This window comes from Amycolatopsis sp. NPDC033938, from assembly GCF_055575975.1.
This window is the reverse complement of sequence record NZ_JBVIRO010000003.1, coordinates 586,760-603,071: the sequence shown is the minus strand read 5'-3', so window position 1 is coordinate 603,071 and position 16,312 is coordinate 586,760. Positions and strand designations below refer to the sequence as shown.

The window sequence follows — 16,312 nt, the reverse complement described above, 5'->3', positions numbered from 1 at the left end:
CGTTCAGGCGGCTTCGAGCACGAAGAACAGGAAACTCAGGAAGGCGGTCTTCCCCGCGAGTTCGTCGGGGAACCGCTCCCTGGCACCTGGTGCCGGGTATGGCTCGCTGATGACGGCTGTTCGGAAACCGGCCGCGGTGAAGGCGTCGCTCATCGCGTGCAGGGGCCGGTGCCAGAAGGTGAGCACCGCCTTCTCACCGTTGAAGATGTACTCGTCGGACCACTTGACGGTCGCGAAATAGTCGGCTTCCGGATACAGCAGTTTGAAGATGAAGGGGTGGTTGACGGCCAGGATCAGCCGGCCACCTGGCCTCAGCACGCGCCGGATTTCGGCCAGCGGCGCTGTCCAGTCCTCCAGGTAGTGCAGCACCAGGGCGGAGACGACGTCGTCGAACGCTTCGTCGGGATACGGCAACGGTTCGCTCATGTCGGCGACTCGCAGGACAGCGTCGGAACCTAACCGTTTCCGGGCCAGCTCCACCATTTTGGCGCTGGAGTCGAACCCGGTCATGATGGCGCCCCGGTCCCGCAGGTCCGCGAAAATCGGACCCGCCCCGCACCCGGCGTCGAGGATTCGCCGGCCTGCCACGTCGCCCGCGAGGTCCAGGATCGCGGGCCGCGTGTAGTAGGCGTTGTTGAGACTGGTCTCGTTCTCGGTCGCATACGCTTCGGCGAACGTGTCGTAGTCGTTTTCCACGGGAACGGTAGGCATATGGCTCAATATGGCACAGCCGGGCTGTCCCCCGTCGGCTCCGCACAGTCGCGCGCCAACGCGGTCGCGTCGGTGATCGGCGGGTTCTGCTCGGCGTTCTTCGTGATCATGAACCTGGCTTTTTCCCCGCTGGCGAACGGCGTGAGCTTCCGGTCCCAGCTCGACTTCGTGTTCGGGTTCCACAAGGCGACCGGTATCGCTGTCGGGCTGACCACGATTTCGGTGTGCTGACCGCGGTCGCCGCCGTCGTCGCCGCTGTCGCGCGCAGGCCTTAGCCCAGGGTTCGGTCGAGGAGGGCGAGCAGCCGGTCCCAATGGCGCCGCGATCCGGCGGCGTCGAAGGCGTCGGTGTCGGCCATGGTGAAGCCGTGGACCGTGCCGGGGTAGATCTCGCAGCTGTAGCCGACGCCCGCGGTGTCGAAGGCCTGGCTGAGTTCGGTGATGGCCTCGGGTGTCATGTCGTTCTCGGCGAGGCCGAGGTGGACTTCGGCGGTGAGGTCGGGGACGCGGAGGTGCGGGCTGTCGGGCGCGTCGGTGACCAGGGCGCCGGGGTGGAATCCGGCGACGGCGGCCACCTGGCCGGGGTGGGCGGTGGCGGTGCGCATCGCGAGGACGGCGCCCATGCAGTAGCCGATCGTGGCGACCGGTCCGGCACTCACCTCCGGACGGCTGGTGAGGAAACCGAGGTAGGCGTCGGCGTCGCGCAGGGTGTGTTCGGTGGTGTGGCCCTTGAGTAACGGCATCAGGGCGGCGAAGACGTCGGGCCGGTTCTCGGCGGTGATGTGCTCGGGCAGCTCGATCACCGGTGCGGGGCCGTGCCGGTAGAAGACGTTGGGGACGAGGACGTAGTACCCGTGCCCGGCCAGTTCGACGGCCATCTCGCGGAGGACGGGGCGTGGCCCGAAGGCGTCGGGATAGAAGAGGACACCCGGATGCTGTCCGCCGTCGTCGGGGAACGCTGCGAAGGCGTCAGCCTGGCCGTCCGGAGTGGGGATCTGTGCTGTGGTGGTGGAAATGGTGGACCTTCCTGCACGTTCTGGCACAGACGAAATATTACGGGGTGGCCGGACGGCGCAGGGCCACGGGAACGATGGCCAGTGCGATGACCGCGCCGAGGAGGGCGAGCGCGGGATAGCCGATGCCGGCCACGACGAATCCGGATGACATCCCTCCTGCCGCGCCCCCGATCGCGACGGCGACGTCGGCCATTCCCTGTGTCTTCGCGCGGGTGGCGAGGGGTGCGGCGTCGGTGATGATCGAGGTGCCGCTGACCATGCCGAGGTTCCAGCCCAGTCCGAGCAGGATGAGCGCGAGGGCCAGGAGCACCACGGAGTCGCCCGGTGCGGCCGCGGCGAGGACGGCGGCGGCCAGCAGGGTGACCGCGGCCGCGACGGCGATCGCTCGACGGCCGTGGCGGTCGACGAGTAGTCCCGACAGCGGTGAGGGCAGGAACATCGCGCCGACGTGGAGTGCGATCACCAGCCCGGAGGCGCCGGTGCCGTGTCCGTGCCCGAGCAGGTGGATCGGGGTCATGGTCATGATCGTGATCATCACGACCTGGGCCAGGACCATGACCAGAACGCCTTGCGGCACACCGGGTCCATGGCCGAGGGCCGCGATGGTGTGACCTGCTCGCTCGCCGGGTGGGAGGGTGCGGGCGAGGAGGAACGGGTCGGGGCGCAGCCAGACGAGGAGGACCACGGCGGCCAGTGCGTACGCCACTCCGGAGAGAAGGAAGAGCCCCGTGAGCGGTGGAAGGCCCAGCGCGGACGCGAGGACTCCGGCCGGGGCGGCGAGGGTCGCTCCCGCCACCCCGCCCAGTGTGGTGGCCACCAGGACGGTGGACACCGCGCGCGCCCGGCGGGCCGGGGTCGCGAGGTCCGCTCCGGCGTAGCGGGCCTGGAGGTTGGCCGCCGCGCCCGCGCCGTAGAGGAAGAGCGCGACGACCATGAGGACCGTGTTCTCCATGACCGCGCCGGTGATGATCCCCGCGCTGCCCGCCGCCCCGGCGACGTAGCCGCCTGCGAGTCCGGGGCGGCGGCCCCGTGACTGCGAGAGGCGGCCGACGCCGACGGCGGCGATCGCGGTCCCGGCGGTGAGCAGGCCGCTGGGCAGTCCGGCCAGCGCGGTGGAACCCAGCATGTCCTGGAACAGCAGGGCGCCGACGGTGACTCCCGCCGAGAGCCCGAGGCCGCTGAGCACCTGCGAGACGGTCAACACGGCCAGGGTGCGTTTCTGTGTCCGCGACAGCGAGGCCTCGATGACCGGCTCGGTCAGGTGCCGGGGCATCAGCCGAGACGCAGGCGGTCGGCCAGGCCGGCGGCGGTGAAGGCGGCCACGACGTCGTCGCGGTTCTCGGTGAAGTGGTCCCAGCTGTCGATGTGGACGGGGACCACCGTGCGGGCGGCGAGGATCTTCGCCGCTTCCGCGGCCATGGCGCTGTCGAGGACGAGCGGGGAGCCGTCGAAGACGTCCTTCAGTCGCGGGGCCCCGGCGAACAGGACGGTGGTGTCGACCGGGCCGAACCGTTCGGCGACCTCCCGGACCACGTCGAGGGAGGCGTTGTCGCCGCTGACGTAGACCGTCGGCAGGTCCTGGGCGGTCAGCACGAACCCGACGACCTCTCCGGTGACCTTGGCCGCGCCTTCCGGTCCGTGGACTGCGGGCGCGCCGGTCACGGTCACGACTCCCCCGTCCGGGCGGGTCAGTTCCACCGATTCCCATGGAGCGAGCCCCTTCGAGGTGCCGCCGAGCCGGACGGCGCCGCTGGGTGTGGTGAGCGTCAGCGGCACGTCGGCCAGCAGTGCCCGGCCGGCGTTGTCGAGGTTGTCGGAGTGCTCGTCGTGGGACAGCAGGACCGCGTCGATGGGGCCGAGGTCGGCGGCCTTGACCGACGGCGGCGCCGTCTTGCGCAGGCCGGGCCTGCCACCGGGCCGCGGGTAGTCGCCGGGCTCGTCGAAGGTCGGGTCGGTCAGGAACCGCAGGCCGCCGTACTCGATCAGCGCCGTCGGCCCGCCGACGACCTGGACGGAGAGCCGGTCGCTGATCGTGTTCACGCCTACTGCCATCTTCCACCTCACGGATAGCTATTGTTCTTTCCGTGAGCGACCCTAGGGATTCTCACGGAAAAGCGCAAGGTGTTCCGTGAGACTTTCTCATGGTTGAACCAGCCGCCTACCATGAGGACGTGGACGCTTACGCCGGGACCGAACTCGACACCGCTGTTCCGCCACCCGCGCCGGGGGCGGATCAGTACCTAGCGCTCGCGTTCGCCAACACCGCGATCGCGCTGCCCGGCGGGCAGTTCGTCGATCTGATCGGCACCCCGGACGCCGCGACGCGCTGGCTCGTCGAGCAGGGCTTCGCCCCGCCCGGCACCGGTTTGCGGGAGCTGTGCGCGGCGCAGATCCGGTCGCTGCGCGAACAGGTGCGGATGTTGTTCGCCTCGATGTCCTGTGCGGAGCCGGCCCCGCAGAGCGCGCTCAACGCGGTCAACGACGCGCTGAGCAAAGCGCCCACCGCCGCGCTGCTGCGCTGGGATCCGGTCGAGGGGCTGTGCCGCACCGCGCCGCATCCGGTCACCCAGATCGTCGAGCACGCGTTGGCCGCGCTCGCGGCGAACGCCGCCGACCTGGTGACCGGGCCGGACGCCGAACGGCTCGCCGCCTGCGGATCCGCGCCGTGCACCCGGTTCTTCCTGCGCAACGGCCGTCGTCAGTGGTGCTCGGTCCGCTGCGGCGACCGGGCACGCGCCGCCCGGGCCTACGCCAGGCGAACCCAGCACGAACCGGTCTGAGCCTGCCTTATCGCGTCGCGTCGAACGGTGGTCGTACCGGGGTTCCGTAGTCGCCGGGCGGCAGGCCGGGACGGCGATTCCGCAGCAGGAGACCGGCGATCATCGTGCCGAGCGCGAGCACGGCGTAGGCGATCAGCCACGGGGTGAACTCGGCGGGTACGAGGTCGCTGAAGAAGACGTCGAGCAGGACGAGCACCGCGTACAGGCCGGGCATCGTGGTCTGGCCGTCCAAGACGCGCAGTTCGGTGTCGACGGCCGCCGAAGCCGTGTCCTCGGCGTGGACGGGCCGCCGCAGTGTGCCGATGAGGATCACCGTGCAGCACAGGGCGGACCAGCCGAGTGCTCCGAACCAGCTCCACGCGTAGGTCTTCGCCGCCGTGGTGAGGTACAGGGCCACCACGAGCGCGGCCCCACCGCCGAAGGTGATCGCGAACGAGGCGAGGTACCAGCCGCCGAGGACCTTCAGCGACGCCGGACGTCCGGAACGGCGGTCCATGACCGGCAGCGGACCCAGCGCACGCTCACGATGCAGGCAGGACAGCCAGAGCGCGAGCTGTATGGAGGCACAGAACAGGTAGGGGTAGAAGCTGTCCGGGAGCTCACTGCCGCGGATGCCCAGCAGGTTCTCCAAGAGGACGTAGGCGGTGGCGCTCAGTACCGCCGCGCCGAGCGTCCACCGGAAACTGCCCCACACCGTTCGGCTCAACCGCGGGCCGACCCGGATGGACAGCAGCCGTGACGGCTCCCCCACCTCGATACCGCGCTTGGCCAGCCACTTTCTGGTCACCGCGATCTCTTCGGGCCTGAGTTCCCCGGCCCAGCCCGTATTCGTGTCCGCCACCGCGCCCCCTCGATCGTCTACCGGAGGTACGCGCGGGACGGGACGACGGTTGCCTAGCGGTACGAGGCGAACAAATCCAGCAAAGGCTTCGGAGAGTCGTCGGCGAAGCAGAGGTCGAGGCTTCGGGCGGACTCGACGGCCGCGGCCTCGCTGCGCGGGAACAACGCCTTCTCGTACACGTGGAGAGCGGCTTCGGTGTCACCGGGATGAGCGGCGAGGGCCAGGCCGAGTTCGGCTCCGTCCTGCATCGCGAGGTTGGCGCCCTCACCCGCGAACGGCGACATCAGATGGGCGGCGTCGCCGAGGAGGGTGACACCGGGGATCCGGTCCCAGCGGTGACCGGTCGGCAGTGCGTGGATCGGCCGCGGGGTCAGGTCGCCGTCGGCGTCGGTGACCAGTGCTCGCAGGCCCGCGTCCCAGCCGTCGAAGTGCTCCAGCACCGCGGCCTTCGCGGCGGCGGTGTCACCGAAGTCGATCGTGGAGATCCAGTCTTCGGCGGTTCTGAGCGCGACATAGACGTGGAGGCTGCCGGTGGAGTCCTTGTGTCCCAGGAAGCCTTTACCCGCACCGAGCGCGAAGAACATGCCGTCGCCGACGAGCGCGGAACCCGCGGGGTGACGGATGTCGGCGTCGTGGAGGTGGGCTTCCACAAAGGACACTCCTTCGTAGGACGGCGTGGCGCCGGAGAGCAGGGGCCGGATTCTGGACCACGCGCCGTCGGCGCCGATCAGCAGATCGGTGGTGAACACGGTGCCGTCGGTCAGGGTGACCTCGTGCGCGCCGCCGCCGAGCGGACGTGCGCCGGTGACTTTGGCGCCCCAGCGCACGGTGTCCCCGGGCAGGGAGCCGAGCAGGAGGTCACGCAGGTCCCCGCGGGCTGTTTCGGGGCGGCCGCCGTCGCCGTCGTCGGGCTCCTCGTGGTGCACGACCGCGTGCTGATCGAGGATGCGCACGGCTTCGCCGCCGGGGTGGACGAGCGCGCGGAATTCCTCGTGGAGACCGGCGGCCCGGAGTGCTTCCTGGCCGGATTCCTCGTGGATGTCGAGCATGCCGCCCTGTGTCCGGGCGGTTGGCGACGCGTCGAGGTCGAAGATCGCCGCCTCGACGCCGTTGACGTGCAGGACGCGGGCCAGGGTGAGGCCGCCGAGGCCCGCGCCGATGATCGCGATGGGGTGGTGTGTGGTCATGTCGGGTTCCTCTCGGTGGGCACGGCGGTGCCGGTGATTCCGGTGATCAGCACCCGGATGCCCCACGACATCCGCTGTGCGGGCTGTCCGCTGAGCAGGTCGGCCGCGTGTGCGGCGATCTGCGGGTAGGTCGTCTCGTCGGCGTCGTGCACGGCGCGGGTCAGTGCGTCCCAGTCCTCCGGCGACTCCTCGTCGGCGTGCTCGGCCGCGGTCGCCGTCGCGTGCTGGAGGAGGACGTCGATCCCCCAGGCGCGCCGCTCGGGTGGCACGTCGCCCTCGGCGAGCAGGGCGAGCATCGTCTCGACGAGGCGGAGGTAGTTCTTCCCGCTCGGGCGGGCCACCAGCGCGGACAGCGCGAGACCGGGGTACTCGAGAAGGGTCGCGGTGTAGGCCGTCAGCAGCTGTTCGAGCCGGTCGCGCCAGCCGCCACCGGACGCCGGCCGGGCGATCGTGCCCAGCAGTTCGTCCAGGATCGCCGCGTGCAGCTCGGCGGTGTTGCGGACGTAGACGTAGAGCGAGGCCGCGCCGGTGTCGAGTTCCTGCGCCAGGCGGCGCATCGTGACCTTCCGCAGGCCTTCTTCCCGCAGGATCCCGACCGCCGTGGCCACGATGCCGTCACGGGTCAGCGCGGGTTTGGCCGGTCGTTCCCGACGGCTCTTCTCAGGTGCCATACGGCCACCTTAACGAACATGTTCGTTGCGAACAAGTTCGGAACGAACATGTTCGACACAGGTCACAGGGGACCGCACTACTTCCAACGGGGGTTTGTCCGTCCACTGCGGACTGAAATGACGATGGCAGAGAGATCGACACTCCCTGCCACTTCTAACGTATAGCGCACCGGGGGGCTTGCGGCAAGACCCCTGTCGTGCCGCAGAATCTCCCGCCGGACAACACAAGCTCGACAATCGGGGGAATCTTGATCGACGTGATCATCGCCGGCGGCGGACCGACCGGCATGATGCTGGGCGCCGAACTGCGCTTGCACGGCGTCCAGGTGGTCGTCGTGGAGAAGGACGCGGAACAGACGAAGGTCGTCCGCTCCATGGGCCTGCACGCACGCAGCATCGAGGTGATGGACCAGCGGGGCCTGCTCGAGCGCTTCCTCGAACACGGCACGAAGCATCCGGTCGGCGGCTCGTTCGCGGGGATTCCGAAATCGGCGCCGCCGCTGGACAGTGCCCACGCCTACATCCTCGCCATTCCGCAGACCGTCACCGACCGTCTGCTGATCGAGCACGCCGCCGAGGTGGGCGTCGACATCCGGCGCGGCCGGGAACTGGTCGGCGTGCGGCAGGACGAGGATGGCGTCGACGTCGAACTCTCCGACGGGACGACACTGCGCTCGCGTTACCTCGTCGGCTGCGACGGCGGCCGCAGCACGGTCCGCAAGCTCGTCGGGATCGACTTCCCCGGCGAGCCCGCCACCGCCGAGACGCTGCTGGGCGAGATGGAACTGACCGAGGACTGGGAAACGGTGCTCGCCGTGATGACCGAGGTCCGCAAGACCCAGTTGCGGTTCGGTCTCTCCCCGCTCGGCGACGGGGTGTACCGGGTGGGGGTGCCCGCCGAAGGACTGGCCGAGGATCCCCGGGTTCCGCCGACCTTCGACGCGGTCAAACGGCAGCTCAAGGCCGTCGCGGGCAGTGACTTCGGGGTGCACTCGCCGCGCTGGCTCTCCCGCTTCGGCGACGCCACGCGGCTGGCCGACCGCTACCGGGCGGGGCGTGTGTTCCTCGCGGGCGACGCGGCGCACATCCACCCGCCGGTCGGTGGGCAGGGGCTCAACCTCGGCGTCCAGGACGCCTTCAACCTCGGCTGGAAACTGGCCGCCGCGGTCAACGGCTGGGCACCGGAAGGCCTGCTCGACACCTATCACACCGAACGGCACCCGGTGGCCGCCGCCGTCTTGGACAACACCCGCGCGCAGATGCAGCTGATGTCGCTCGATCCGGGGTCACAGGCCCTCCGGCGGCTGCTGGCGGAGCTCATGGAATTCGAGGACGTGAGCCTGTTCCTCACCGAGAAGATCACCGCGACCGCGATCCGCTACGACTTCGGCGACGGGCCCGCACTGCTGGGCCGCCGGATGCGGGACGTCGAACTGAAACAGGGGCACCTCTACGGGCTCATGCACGGCGGCCGCGGACTGCTGCTCGACCAGACCGGGCGGCTTTCGGTGCAGGACTGGGGAGACCGGGTCGATCACGTCGTCGACGTCAGCGAGGAGCTGGAGGCGCCCGCGGTGCTGCTGCGTCCGGACGGCCACGTGGCGTGGCTCGGTGAAGATCAGGAGGGATTGCGCGGCGCGCTGCGCCGGTGGTTCGGAGAGGGCGACGTGCGGTAGCTCCTACCGGGGGCCGCAGGGCACCGTCACGGGCCCTGCGGCCCCCGGTAGGGCAGCGTCTGGTTGTAGACGATGTTGGTGTTGGTGCTGCCGAACAGCGCCAGTTCGTTGACGATCTCCTCCAGCCGCCCCATCGACGGCGCCGCGATCTTCAGCGCGTAGCAGTCGTCACCGGTCGTACGGAGGCATTCGAGGATCTCGGTCCGCTCGGCCAGCAGCTTGTGCAGCGGCGCGTGCTTGCTGCCCGGATACTTCAGCCGCACCACCGCGAGTACCACGTACCCGGCCTTCTCGAGGTCGACGTCGGCGCGGTAGCCGGTGATCACCCCGGCCGACTCCAGCCGCTTGACCCGCTCGGTCGTGGCCGACGCGCTCAGGCTGACCCGTTTCCCCAGCTCGGTGAGCGGGAGGCGGCCGTCCTTCTGCAGCTCTACCAGGATCGCCCAGTCCGTCGCGTCGAGAGTCTCGGCCATCGGGCCAGAATACCGGCAGATCCACGGCGGAACCGCCGTTACACCGGGAATGATCTCTTCCCGGCTTCCGTCCGGCGCCGATAGCCTTGGCCGGTGCGAATAGGTGTCAATGTCCCGAATTTCGGCCCGGGGACCGACCCCGGAATCCTCCGCGGCTGGGCCACCACCGTCGAAGGCCTCGGCTACGACCTGCTCATGGTGTCCGACCACGTCGCGATCACCCCCGACGTCGCCGAGCAGTATCCGGCGCCGTTCTACGAGCCGTTCACGACACTGTCGTGGCTCGCCGGGGTGACGGACCGGATCCGGCTGGGCACCACCGTGCTCATCGTCCCGTACCGGCATCCCCTGCTGATCGCGCGCATGGCCGCGAACCTCAACCAGCTCAGCGGCGGACGGCTCGTGCTGGGGGTCGCGTCCGGATGGGCGCGCCAGGAGTTCGAAGCGCTCGACGTCCCGTTCGAGAAGCGAGGACGGCTCACCGACGGCCATCTCGACGCCGTCCGCGCCGCCTGGGCGAACGACGCAGACTACCGAGCCGGTGACATCCCGATCTGGGTCGGCGGCAACAGCGACGCCGGGATCCGCCGCGCCGTCCGCGTCGGCGACGCCTGGCACCCGCTACGGACCACCCTCCCCTGGCTCACCGAAGCGCTCACCCGAGTCAAGACCATCGCCGACGCCCAAGACCGGCCCGTCCCCGCGTTCACCCCGCGGATCCTGCTGAACGTCACCGACCGCCCGGTCACCGGACCCGACCGCCGCGCCGGGGAAGGCACGATCGAGCAGATCGTCGACGACCTCGACCGCCTTCGCCACCTCGGCGCCGAGACGGTCGTACTCGACCCGTTCTCCGGCGACCCCGAGGAGACCCTCCGCCCGGAAGCCGCCTGGCAGGCACTGGCGACCGTCGCCGCACATTGGGAACTGGGCCGCTACCGGCCAGAACAGGAGCGATCATGACCGAAGAAGACGAGAAGTTCCTCCGCCGTGCCATCGAGCTGGCCGCGAAGTCCCGCGCCGACGGCGACCCGCCTTTCGGCTCACTGCTCGTCGGCGCCGACGGCACGGTGCTGGCCGAGGAGCACAACACCACGGTGTCCCAATCGGACATCAGCCTGCACCCGGAACTGAAACTCGCCGTCTGGGCCGCACGTGAACTCGAACCCGCCGCCGCGGCCGCGACGACGATGTACACCAGCTGCCAGCCCTGCGGGATGTGCCAGGGCGCCATCGAACGCTCCGGCCTGGGACGGGTCGTGTTCGCCCTGTCCGGTGAGCAGGTCACCGCGCTCAAGCCGCCGTCCACCGCGCCGGCCGTACGCCTGGAAGGCCCGGCACTGTTCGACGAGGCCAGGGTGCCGGTAGCGGGTTACTACACCTGAATACCGGCGAAACGGAATTCCGGTGGGGCCAGAATCGGCCCCACCACCGGATTCTCTTTCCGCAGCTCGATTTTCGCGGGCGGTAATTCACTCCAGCATTCCAGGACCCGTGCCGTCGCCTGGTTCACGAAACGTGAACCGACACACGCGGCCGCCCCGAACCATAGGGAAGATAGACCGCTTTGTACCCCACAGGCGGTTTTTCCCAGCGTGCGGGCAGGTATTCGTCGGCGTCATTCCACACCCGCGGATCCCGGTGCAGGAGGAAAGTGCACAGATAGAGCCGCTCGCCCGGCGCCAACGCCACCCCGCCGACCTCGGCCGGGACGGTGACCTTCCGGGACATCAACCAGGCCGTCGGCCACAGCCGCAACGCCTCACGTACCCGGTTCTCCGCCGGATCACGCAGCTCTCCCCTGGTCAGCGTCGCACCGGAGGGCATTCCCAGCCGCCAGCCGCTGTCGAGCAGCACACACCACGAGAGGACCATCGCGGTCGCCCGGCAGATCGCCCCGATGAGGCCGTGCAGCATCAGCGCGACGTCGTCCATCGACTTGACCGTGTCGTGGATGGCCTTCTGGAAACCGGTGTCGCCGTCCCTGCCCGAGGCCCACTCCCGGTCACGCCGGTTCGAGAAGGACAGTGCCCGGTTCAGCGCCTTGCGAGCGGACGGCGAAAGGTCGGGTAGCAGCCGTTCACCGAACAACCGCAGGTACAGCTCCGAGACCGCCGCGGGCCAGACCTCGCCGCGCATCGTGGCCGTCAGTTCCTCCGCGATGCGCTCCTCAGGCAGCGAACGCAGCACGGTGTCCAGCTCCCGCGCGATGGCGGCGTTCACCGGACGGCTCTTCTCCGACCCCGGGATCCAGTCCGAGACCGCCCCCAGCGTGGCCGCACGAGCCTCGAAAGGCTCTGTCGTGCTCGCGAGGACCGTGCGGACCAGCTCCGCGTCGGAGACCAGATAACGACCCGGTTCGAACCGGACCACCGGCGGTTTCCCCGCCCGGTCCCACGCCAGCAGATGCCCCAGCGGATCGGCCATCAAGCCACCCGGGACACCGTCGACGACTGTACGCATGACTCCCCCAGGAAAAGACGGTTGCGGCGGCGATCCGAGACCGCCGCCGCAACCGGGAAACACTCAGGCTCAGTAATCCGTGTAGTAGATCAACCAGCCCGACTCCTTGCTGCGAATACTGCGCAGCATCGAACGCGTGAAGAAACGAACGGCCTTCATTGAGCTTCCCCCAATCCCCAGTAGTCATCGACGTGACGAGCAGAAAAATATGGGGACGATTACGATCTTGTCAATAGCGGAAACAAACCGGTTCCGGGCGGGCGGCTTCTCCATCGCGGGAAGCCGGGTCGCGTATAGGATGATCACGATGTCCGCCGAACTCGTGCCCGCCGCGCCGCACCCACCGGAGCCCCGGCTACCGGAAACCAAGGCCGAGAACCGGCGACAGGTTCTCGCCGAAGCCGTCGCGCTGCTGCCCGCGCTCCCCCCGGCCGATCCACTGGACCGGTACGCGATCCGGCACATCACCGCGCTCTGGCTCGAGACCGACAAGACCGACCACACCCGCCGCGCCTACTACGCCGACCTCGCCGCCTGGCTCGGCTGGTGCGCCCGCACCGGACTCGACCCGCTTCAGGCCCGCCGTGCCGACGTCGACGCCTGGAAGAACACCCTCACCGTCACCGGCAGGGACGGCCTCCCGAGGCCCGCGGCCGATTCCACCGTCGCGCGTACCCTCGCCGGCATCTCCAGCTGGTACCGGTACCTGCAGTCCAACGACGTCGCCGACCGCAACCCGGTCTCCGCGGTCAACCGGCCCAAGACCGGCAAAACCCCGCCGCTGCCGGCGCTCGACGGGGAATCGACGGCGAAACTGCTGAACCACATGGAGAACCGGGCCCGCGCCAACGACACCGAACCGTCCTGGCGCGACGCCGCCGTCGTCGCGATCCTGTTCTACACCGGCCTGCGCGTCTCCGGCCTGACCACCGCCACCGTGCGCGACCTCGACACCGACGCCGGGCACACGATCCTGCGCTACACCGCCAAAGGCGGCCACCGCGACTTCGTCCCGCTCGTCCCCGCCGCCCAGCACCCGCTGCGCCGCTACCTCGAACTGCGCGCCGCCCGCGCCGGCGTCCGACCGGACGAGCTGACCGGACCGCTGCTCGCGACCATGCCCCACCGCTACGACAGCACCAAACCCGGCGGGAAACCGCTGGCACAACGCGACGTCTGGTTCCTCCTGCGGACACAGGCCCGTGCCGCCGGACTGGACGCCGCGAACACCATCTCCCCCCACACCGCGCGGCGGACCACCGGAACCCTGTTGCTGGCCAACGACGTCCCGGTCCAGAAAGTCCAGGACCTGCTGGGTCACGCCGACATCCGCACCACCCGCGACCGCTACGACGCGCACCGGCACAAGCTGGAAACCTCCCCCGTGCACGCCCTCGCGCAACTGCTCGCCGACGCACGTCACCGTCAGAACTGAGCCTGCCCCAGCTGGGATTTCGTCGCCCCGACCACGACACCGTCGACGCGGGCGAGCCAGCTCCCGCACAGGCACCGCACGTACTCCAGCCTCCCCTGGGAGACCCGCTGGGAATTGGCCGTACTTCCGGGCAGTTCGGCCAGCGGCCACCCACATCGCGGGCATTTGTTCGATTCCATACCCCGATCGTGCTGTAATGAGTTAATGCACTTCAACCCTTACGGCGGGGCGGCGGCTCAGATCGCCGCCGACCTGGTCAACCTCGGCGATGCCGCAGGCCCTGCCGAACTGACCGCGATCTTCAAAGACCGCATGACCGTCGCCGCCGTCCTCCCGCCCGAAGCGAGCGAGATCGTCACCTGGACCAGAGGACTCCGGCAGGTCTTCGAAGCCGACCCGGCGGCACGCGTCGACCTGGTCAACGCCCTCCTCCACGACTCCGCGTCCAAGCCCTACATCTCCACCCACGACGGCAAAGCACCCCACCTGCACTACGTCGACGCGCACGCCGGCACCGTCTCCCGGGTCCGCGCCTACACCGCGGGCGGGCTCGCCCACCTCGTCTGCGACGCCCCGGACCGCTTCGGCGTCTGCTCCCGCGAAGGCTGCGACACCGTCTACGTCGACGTCTCCCGCAACGGACGCCGCCGGTTCTGCTCCACCCGCTGCGCCACCAGGGTCCACGTCGCCGACCACCGGACCCGGCAGGCGAGCTAGGACTCGGGAGCCCCGGCGCCCAGCAGCGGCAGCCACACCGTGTCCACGATCTCGACGATCGTCTCGTCCGGAACCGCGCCCATGGCCATCAGCATGTCGTGGCGCACCAGGTCGAAGGGCAGGTTCACCAGGACACCCCCGGCGAGCGCACCGTCATCCTCCTGTGACACAGGCACACCACCGGCTGCCCCCATCACCGGGCGACTAGATCGCGTACCGCCACGCCGTCAGCGCATGCGCCGAGAACCAGGCCCCCAGCACCACCCACGCGACCGCGGCAGCCACAGCCGTCCCCGTCCGCCGCTTCGACAACCCCACCGCGATCGGGATCAGCACCGGAAACGCAGGCAGGATGAACCGGATCTTCGCATCCGGCAACCCCCGCGTACCGATCGCCAGCAACAGCACACCGAGGCCATAGAGCGTCAACGGCCACGGCACCCGCGTGCACACCGCCACCACCACCAGCGCCACCGCGCCAAGCAGGAACAACACCGTCAACGTGCTGAACACCGACTCGTCCGCGGTCAACCGCGCCAGCGCCGACTCCCAGGTCTCCACCCCGAAATCGAACTCCGTGTTCCAGCCCCGCAACTCGATGTCCTGCCAGCCCGTCCAACTCCCCGTCCGGTACGCCACGAACCCCAGATACCCCGCCACACCCAACGGCGCGACCACCGCACCCAGCAACGCGGGCCACCGCTCCTCGGCCCGCCGGAACGCCGCGACCAACGCCGCGATGACCACCACCGCGACCAGCACCACCGCCGTCGACCTCGACAACCCGGCCGCGAACGCGCACAACCCCGCCGTCACCCAGCGCCGCTCCAGCACCCCCACCAGCGCCCACACCGCGAACGCGCAGAACACCGCCTCCGTATAAGCCATCGAAAACACGATCGCCATCGGCGCACCGGCCCACAACGCCACCAACAGCAGCCCCGTCCGGTCACCCCGATCCGCCGACACCGCCCGCCCGATCCGGATCAACCCGCACGCCAGCACCACACCCGCCAGCACCGACACCGCCAGCGCCGCGGTGACGACGTCCACGCCGAGCCACATCACCACCTCGACGAACTTCGGATACAGCGGGAAGAACGCCATCGGCGCGTCCGAATACGGCTGCCGCGCCGCGTCCAACGTCCCCGGCAGATCGGCGTACCCGTGCACCGCCAGCCGCAGATACCACTGCCCGTCCCACGCCGTCAGCCGATCCGACAGCGTCATCCCCCGCCGAGCGGCCAACAGATCCAGCAACTGGACACTGGCCGTACGGATGACGAGATACAGCACGATCGCCTTCGGATACGGCGACCACGCCAGCCGATCGAGAACTCTCTCGACCACACGCGCCGGACGCCCGGACTCGGGCACCACAGGGGCATCGGCGGGCTGATCAAGATCATCGACTTCTCGGAGCACGGCACCGAGTGTCCACAATACGGTGTGATTCCGCCGTTCGATCTTGGATATTCGCACGCCGGAACAGGTGGGAAAGGCCACAACCCGGGCTTGTGACCCCACCCGGATCTTGTGTTTCCCAGTGCCCGCTCCCGGCTCCTACGGTCGGAACCATGACCGAACAGAACCTCAACGGAACAGTCGCGATCATCGCCGGCGGCGCCAAGAACCTCGGCGGACTCCTGTCCACCACCCTCGGTGAAGCCGGCGCCAAGATCGTCGTCCACTACCACGGAGACCCCTCGGCGGCCGACGCCGAAAAGACCGTCGAGGCCGTCCGCGGCACCGGCTCCGAAGCCATCGCCGTCCAGGGCGACCTCACCCGGATCGCCGACGTCCACCGCCTCTTCGACACCGCCGTCGACGCCTTCGGCCGCGCCGACATCGCGGTCAACACCACCGGCATGGTCCTGCGCAAACCCATCCTCGAAACCACCGAAGAGGACTACGACCGCATGTTCGCGATCAACGCGAAAGCGGCCTACTTCTTCATCCAGGAAGCCGGACGACGCCTCTCCGACAACGGCAAGATCATCAGCCTCGGCACCTCCCTGCTGGCCGCCTTCACCGACGGCTACTCCACCTACGCCGGCGGCAAGGCACCACTGGAACACTTCACCAGGGCCGCCGCCAAGGAGTTCGCCGACCGCGGCATCTCCGTCAACGTCGTCGCACCCGGCCCGATGGACACCCCGTTCTTCTACCCGCAGGAAACTCCCGAACGGGTCGAATTCCACAAGTCACAGGCCATGGGCGGACGGCTCACCCACATCGAGGACATCGTGCCGATCATCCGGTTCCTCGCCACCGAAGGCTCCTGGTTCACCGGCCAGACCATGTTCCCGAACGGCGGCTACACCACGCGCTGACCCGCCCGCC

At 69.3% G+C, this 16,312-nt stretch carries 20 protein-coding genes; 8 read left to right on the top strand and 12 right to left on the bottom strand.

Translation table 11 applies throughout. The features are described 5' to 3' along the window. Nucleotides 1-3 precede the first annotated feature (3 nt). Complete coding sequence (locus ACZ5ZX_RS12405; protein ID WP_465502080.1) at nucleotides 4-711, bottom strand: class I SAM-dependent methyltransferase; 708 nt, start codon at nucleotides 709-711, stop codon at nucleotides 4-6. Here ACZ5ZX_RS12405 and ACZ5ZX_RS12400 point away from each other — a divergent pair, their 5' ends adjacent. Next, on the top strand, nucleotides 712-942 hold the full coding sequence (locus ACZ5ZX_RS12400) for a hypothetical protein (protein ID WP_465502079.1): 231 nt from the start codon (nucleotides 712-714) through the stop codon (nucleotides 940-942). A gap of 40 nt (nucleotides 943-982) precedes the next feature. On the opposite strand, the gene ACZ5ZX_RS12395 is transcribed toward ACZ5ZX_RS12400, so the two are convergent. Genes ACZ5ZX_RS12395 through ACZ5ZX_RS12385 form a run of 3 tightly spaced genes read right to left on the bottom strand, consistent with a single transcriptional unit; the run spans nucleotide 983 to nucleotide 3,778 of the window. Beyond that, complete coding sequence (locus ACZ5ZX_RS12395) at nucleotides 983-1,726, bottom strand: dienelactone hydrolase family protein (RefSeq protein ID WP_465502172.1); 744 nt, start codon at nucleotides 1,724-1,726, stop codon at nucleotides 983-985. Nucleotides 1,727-1,763: 37 nt separating this feature from the next. Continuing rightward, nucleotides 1,764-2,999 (bottom strand): MFS transporter, encoded by a 1,236-nt coding sequence (locus tag ACZ5ZX_RS12390; protein WP_465502078.1) that lies wholly within the window; start codon nucleotides 2,997-2,999, stop codon nucleotides 1,764-1,766. Next, nucleotides 2,999-3,778: an MBL fold metallo-hydrolase gene (locus ACZ5ZX_RS12385; RefSeq protein WP_465502077.1), complete on the bottom strand. Its 780-nt coding sequence runs from the start codon at nucleotides 3,776-3,778 to the stop codon at nucleotides 2,999-3,001. The genes ACZ5ZX_RS12390 and ACZ5ZX_RS12385 overlap by 1 nt, the downstream gene beginning before the upstream one ends. Before the next feature lie 89 nt (nucleotides 3,779-3,867). Between ACZ5ZX_RS12385 and ACZ5ZX_RS12380 the strand changes: the two genes are divergently transcribed. Continuing rightward, on the top strand, nucleotides 3,868-4,506 hold the full coding sequence (locus ACZ5ZX_RS12380; protein WP_465502076.1) for a CGNR zinc finger domain-containing protein: 639 nt from the start codon (nucleotides 3,868-3,870) through the stop codon (nucleotides 4,504-4,506). A 7-nt stretch (nucleotides 4,507-4,513) separates the two neighbouring features. Here the strand turns inward: ACZ5ZX_RS12380 and ACZ5ZX_RS12375 are convergent, their stop codons facing one another. Genes ACZ5ZX_RS12375 through ACZ5ZX_RS12365 form a run of 3 tightly spaced genes read right to left on the bottom strand, consistent with a single transcriptional unit; the run spans nucleotide 4,514 to nucleotide 7,205 of the window. Next, nucleotides 4,514-5,347: a hypothetical protein gene (locus ACZ5ZX_RS12375; RefSeq protein ID WP_465502075.1), complete on the bottom strand. Its 834-nt coding sequence runs from the start codon at nucleotides 5,345-5,347 to the stop codon at nucleotides 4,514-4,516. Between the two features lie 53 nt (nucleotides 5,348-5,400). Next, entirely contained in the window at nucleotides 5,401-6,534 is a 1,134-nt protein-coding gene (locus ACZ5ZX_RS12370; RefSeq protein WP_465502074.1) for an FAD-dependent oxidoreductase, read from the bottom strand. Further along, the gene (locus tag ACZ5ZX_RS12365; protein ID WP_465502073.1) at nucleotides 6,531-7,205 is read right to left on the bottom strand and encodes a TetR/AcrR family transcriptional regulator; all 675 of its coding nucleotides are present in this window, start codon (nucleotides 7,203-7,205) and stop codon (nucleotides 6,531-6,533) included. The genes ACZ5ZX_RS12370 and ACZ5ZX_RS12365 overlap by 4 nt, the downstream gene beginning before the upstream one ends. A 248-nt stretch (nucleotides 7,206-7,453) precedes the next feature. Between ACZ5ZX_RS12365 and rox the strand changes: the two genes are divergently transcribed. Continuing rightward, nucleotides 7,454-8,881: a rifampin monooxygenase gene (gene rox / locus ACZ5ZX_RS12360; RefSeq protein WP_465502072.1), complete on the top strand. Its 1,428-nt coding sequence runs from the start codon at nucleotides 7,454-7,456 to the stop codon at nucleotides 8,879-8,881. 26 nt (nucleotides 8,882-8,907) lie between these two features. Here rox and ACZ5ZX_RS12355 read toward each other — a convergent pair whose 3' ends face one another. Continuing rightward, on the bottom strand, nucleotides 8,908-9,354 hold the full coding sequence (locus ACZ5ZX_RS12355; protein ID WP_465502071.1) for an Lrp/AsnC family transcriptional regulator: 447 nt from the start codon (nucleotides 9,352-9,354) through the stop codon (nucleotides 8,908-8,910). A 93-nt stretch (nucleotides 9,355-9,447) separates the two neighbouring features. On the opposite strand from ACZ5ZX_RS12355, the gene ACZ5ZX_RS12350 reads away from it, so the two are divergent. Beyond that, on the top strand, nucleotides 9,448-10,317 hold the full coding sequence (locus ACZ5ZX_RS12350) for a TIGR03619 family F420-dependent LLM class oxidoreductase (protein WP_465502070.1): 870 nt from the start codon (nucleotides 9,448-9,450) through the stop codon (nucleotides 10,315-10,317). Then, complete coding sequence (locus ACZ5ZX_RS12345) at nucleotides 10,314-10,739, top strand: nucleoside deaminase (RefSeq protein WP_465502069.1); 426 nt, start codon at nucleotides 10,314-10,316, stop codon at nucleotides 10,737-10,739. Before ACZ5ZX_RS12350 ends, ACZ5ZX_RS12345 begins: the two co-directional genes overlap by 4 nt. 124 nt (nucleotides 10,740-10,863) lie before the next feature. Here ACZ5ZX_RS12345 and ACZ5ZX_RS12340 read toward each other — a convergent pair whose 3' ends face one another. Beyond that, complete coding sequence (locus ACZ5ZX_RS12340) at nucleotides 10,864-11,817, bottom strand: cytochrome P450 (RefSeq protein WP_465502068.1); 954 nt, start codon at nucleotides 11,815-11,817, stop codon at nucleotides 10,864-10,866. A gap of 307 nt (nucleotides 11,818-12,124) precedes the next feature. On the opposite strand from ACZ5ZX_RS12340, the gene ACZ5ZX_RS12335 reads away from it, so the two are divergent. Then, on the top strand, nucleotides 12,125-13,252 hold the full coding sequence (locus ACZ5ZX_RS12335) for a tyrosine-type recombinase/integrase (protein ID WP_465502067.1): 1,128 nt from the start codon (nucleotides 12,125-12,127) through the stop codon (nucleotides 13,250-13,252). Here ACZ5ZX_RS12335 and ACZ5ZX_RS12330 read toward each other — a convergent pair. After that, the gene (locus ACZ5ZX_RS12330; protein WP_465502066.1) at nucleotides 13,243-13,431 is read right to left on the bottom strand and encodes a hypothetical protein; all 189 of its coding nucleotides are present in this window, start codon (nucleotides 13,429-13,431) and stop codon (nucleotides 13,243-13,245) included. The genes ACZ5ZX_RS12335 and ACZ5ZX_RS12330 overlap by 10 nt on opposite strands. 25 nt (nucleotides 13,432-13,456) lie before the next feature. Here ACZ5ZX_RS12330 and ACZ5ZX_RS12325 point away from each other — a divergent pair, with 25 nt between their 5' ends. Beyond that, complete coding sequence (locus tag ACZ5ZX_RS12325; protein ID WP_465502065.1) at nucleotides 13,457-13,969, top strand: CGNR zinc finger domain-containing protein; 513 nt, start codon at nucleotides 13,457-13,459, stop codon at nucleotides 13,967-13,969. Here the strand turns inward: ACZ5ZX_RS12325 and ACZ5ZX_RS12320 are convergent. Together ACZ5ZX_RS12320 and ACZ5ZX_RS12315 are read right to left on the bottom strand one after the other, a co-directional pair. Next, nucleotides 13,966-14,139 carry a hypothetical protein gene (locus ACZ5ZX_RS12320; protein ID WP_465502064.1) on the bottom strand — a complete coding sequence of 58 codons (174 nt, stop codon included), beginning with the start codon at nucleotides 14,137-14,139 and terminating at the stop codon, nucleotides 13,966-13,968. The genes ACZ5ZX_RS12325 and ACZ5ZX_RS12320 overlap by 4 nt on opposite strands. 34 nt (nucleotides 14,140-14,173) lie before the next feature. After that, nucleotides 14,174-15,394 carry a hypothetical protein gene (locus tag ACZ5ZX_RS12315; protein WP_465502063.1) on the bottom strand — a complete coding sequence of 407 codons (1,221 nt, stop codon included), beginning with the start codon at nucleotides 15,392-15,394 and terminating at the stop codon, nucleotides 14,174-14,176. A gap of 152 nt (nucleotides 15,395-15,546) precedes the next feature. Between ACZ5ZX_RS12315 and ACZ5ZX_RS12310 the strand changes: the two genes are divergently transcribed. Beyond that, nucleotides 15,547-16,302: an SDR family oxidoreductase gene (locus ACZ5ZX_RS12310; RefSeq protein WP_465502062.1), complete on the top strand. Its 756-nt coding sequence runs from the start codon at nucleotides 15,547-15,549 to the stop codon at nucleotides 16,300-16,302. Nucleotides 16,303-16,312: the final 10 nt, after the last annotated feature.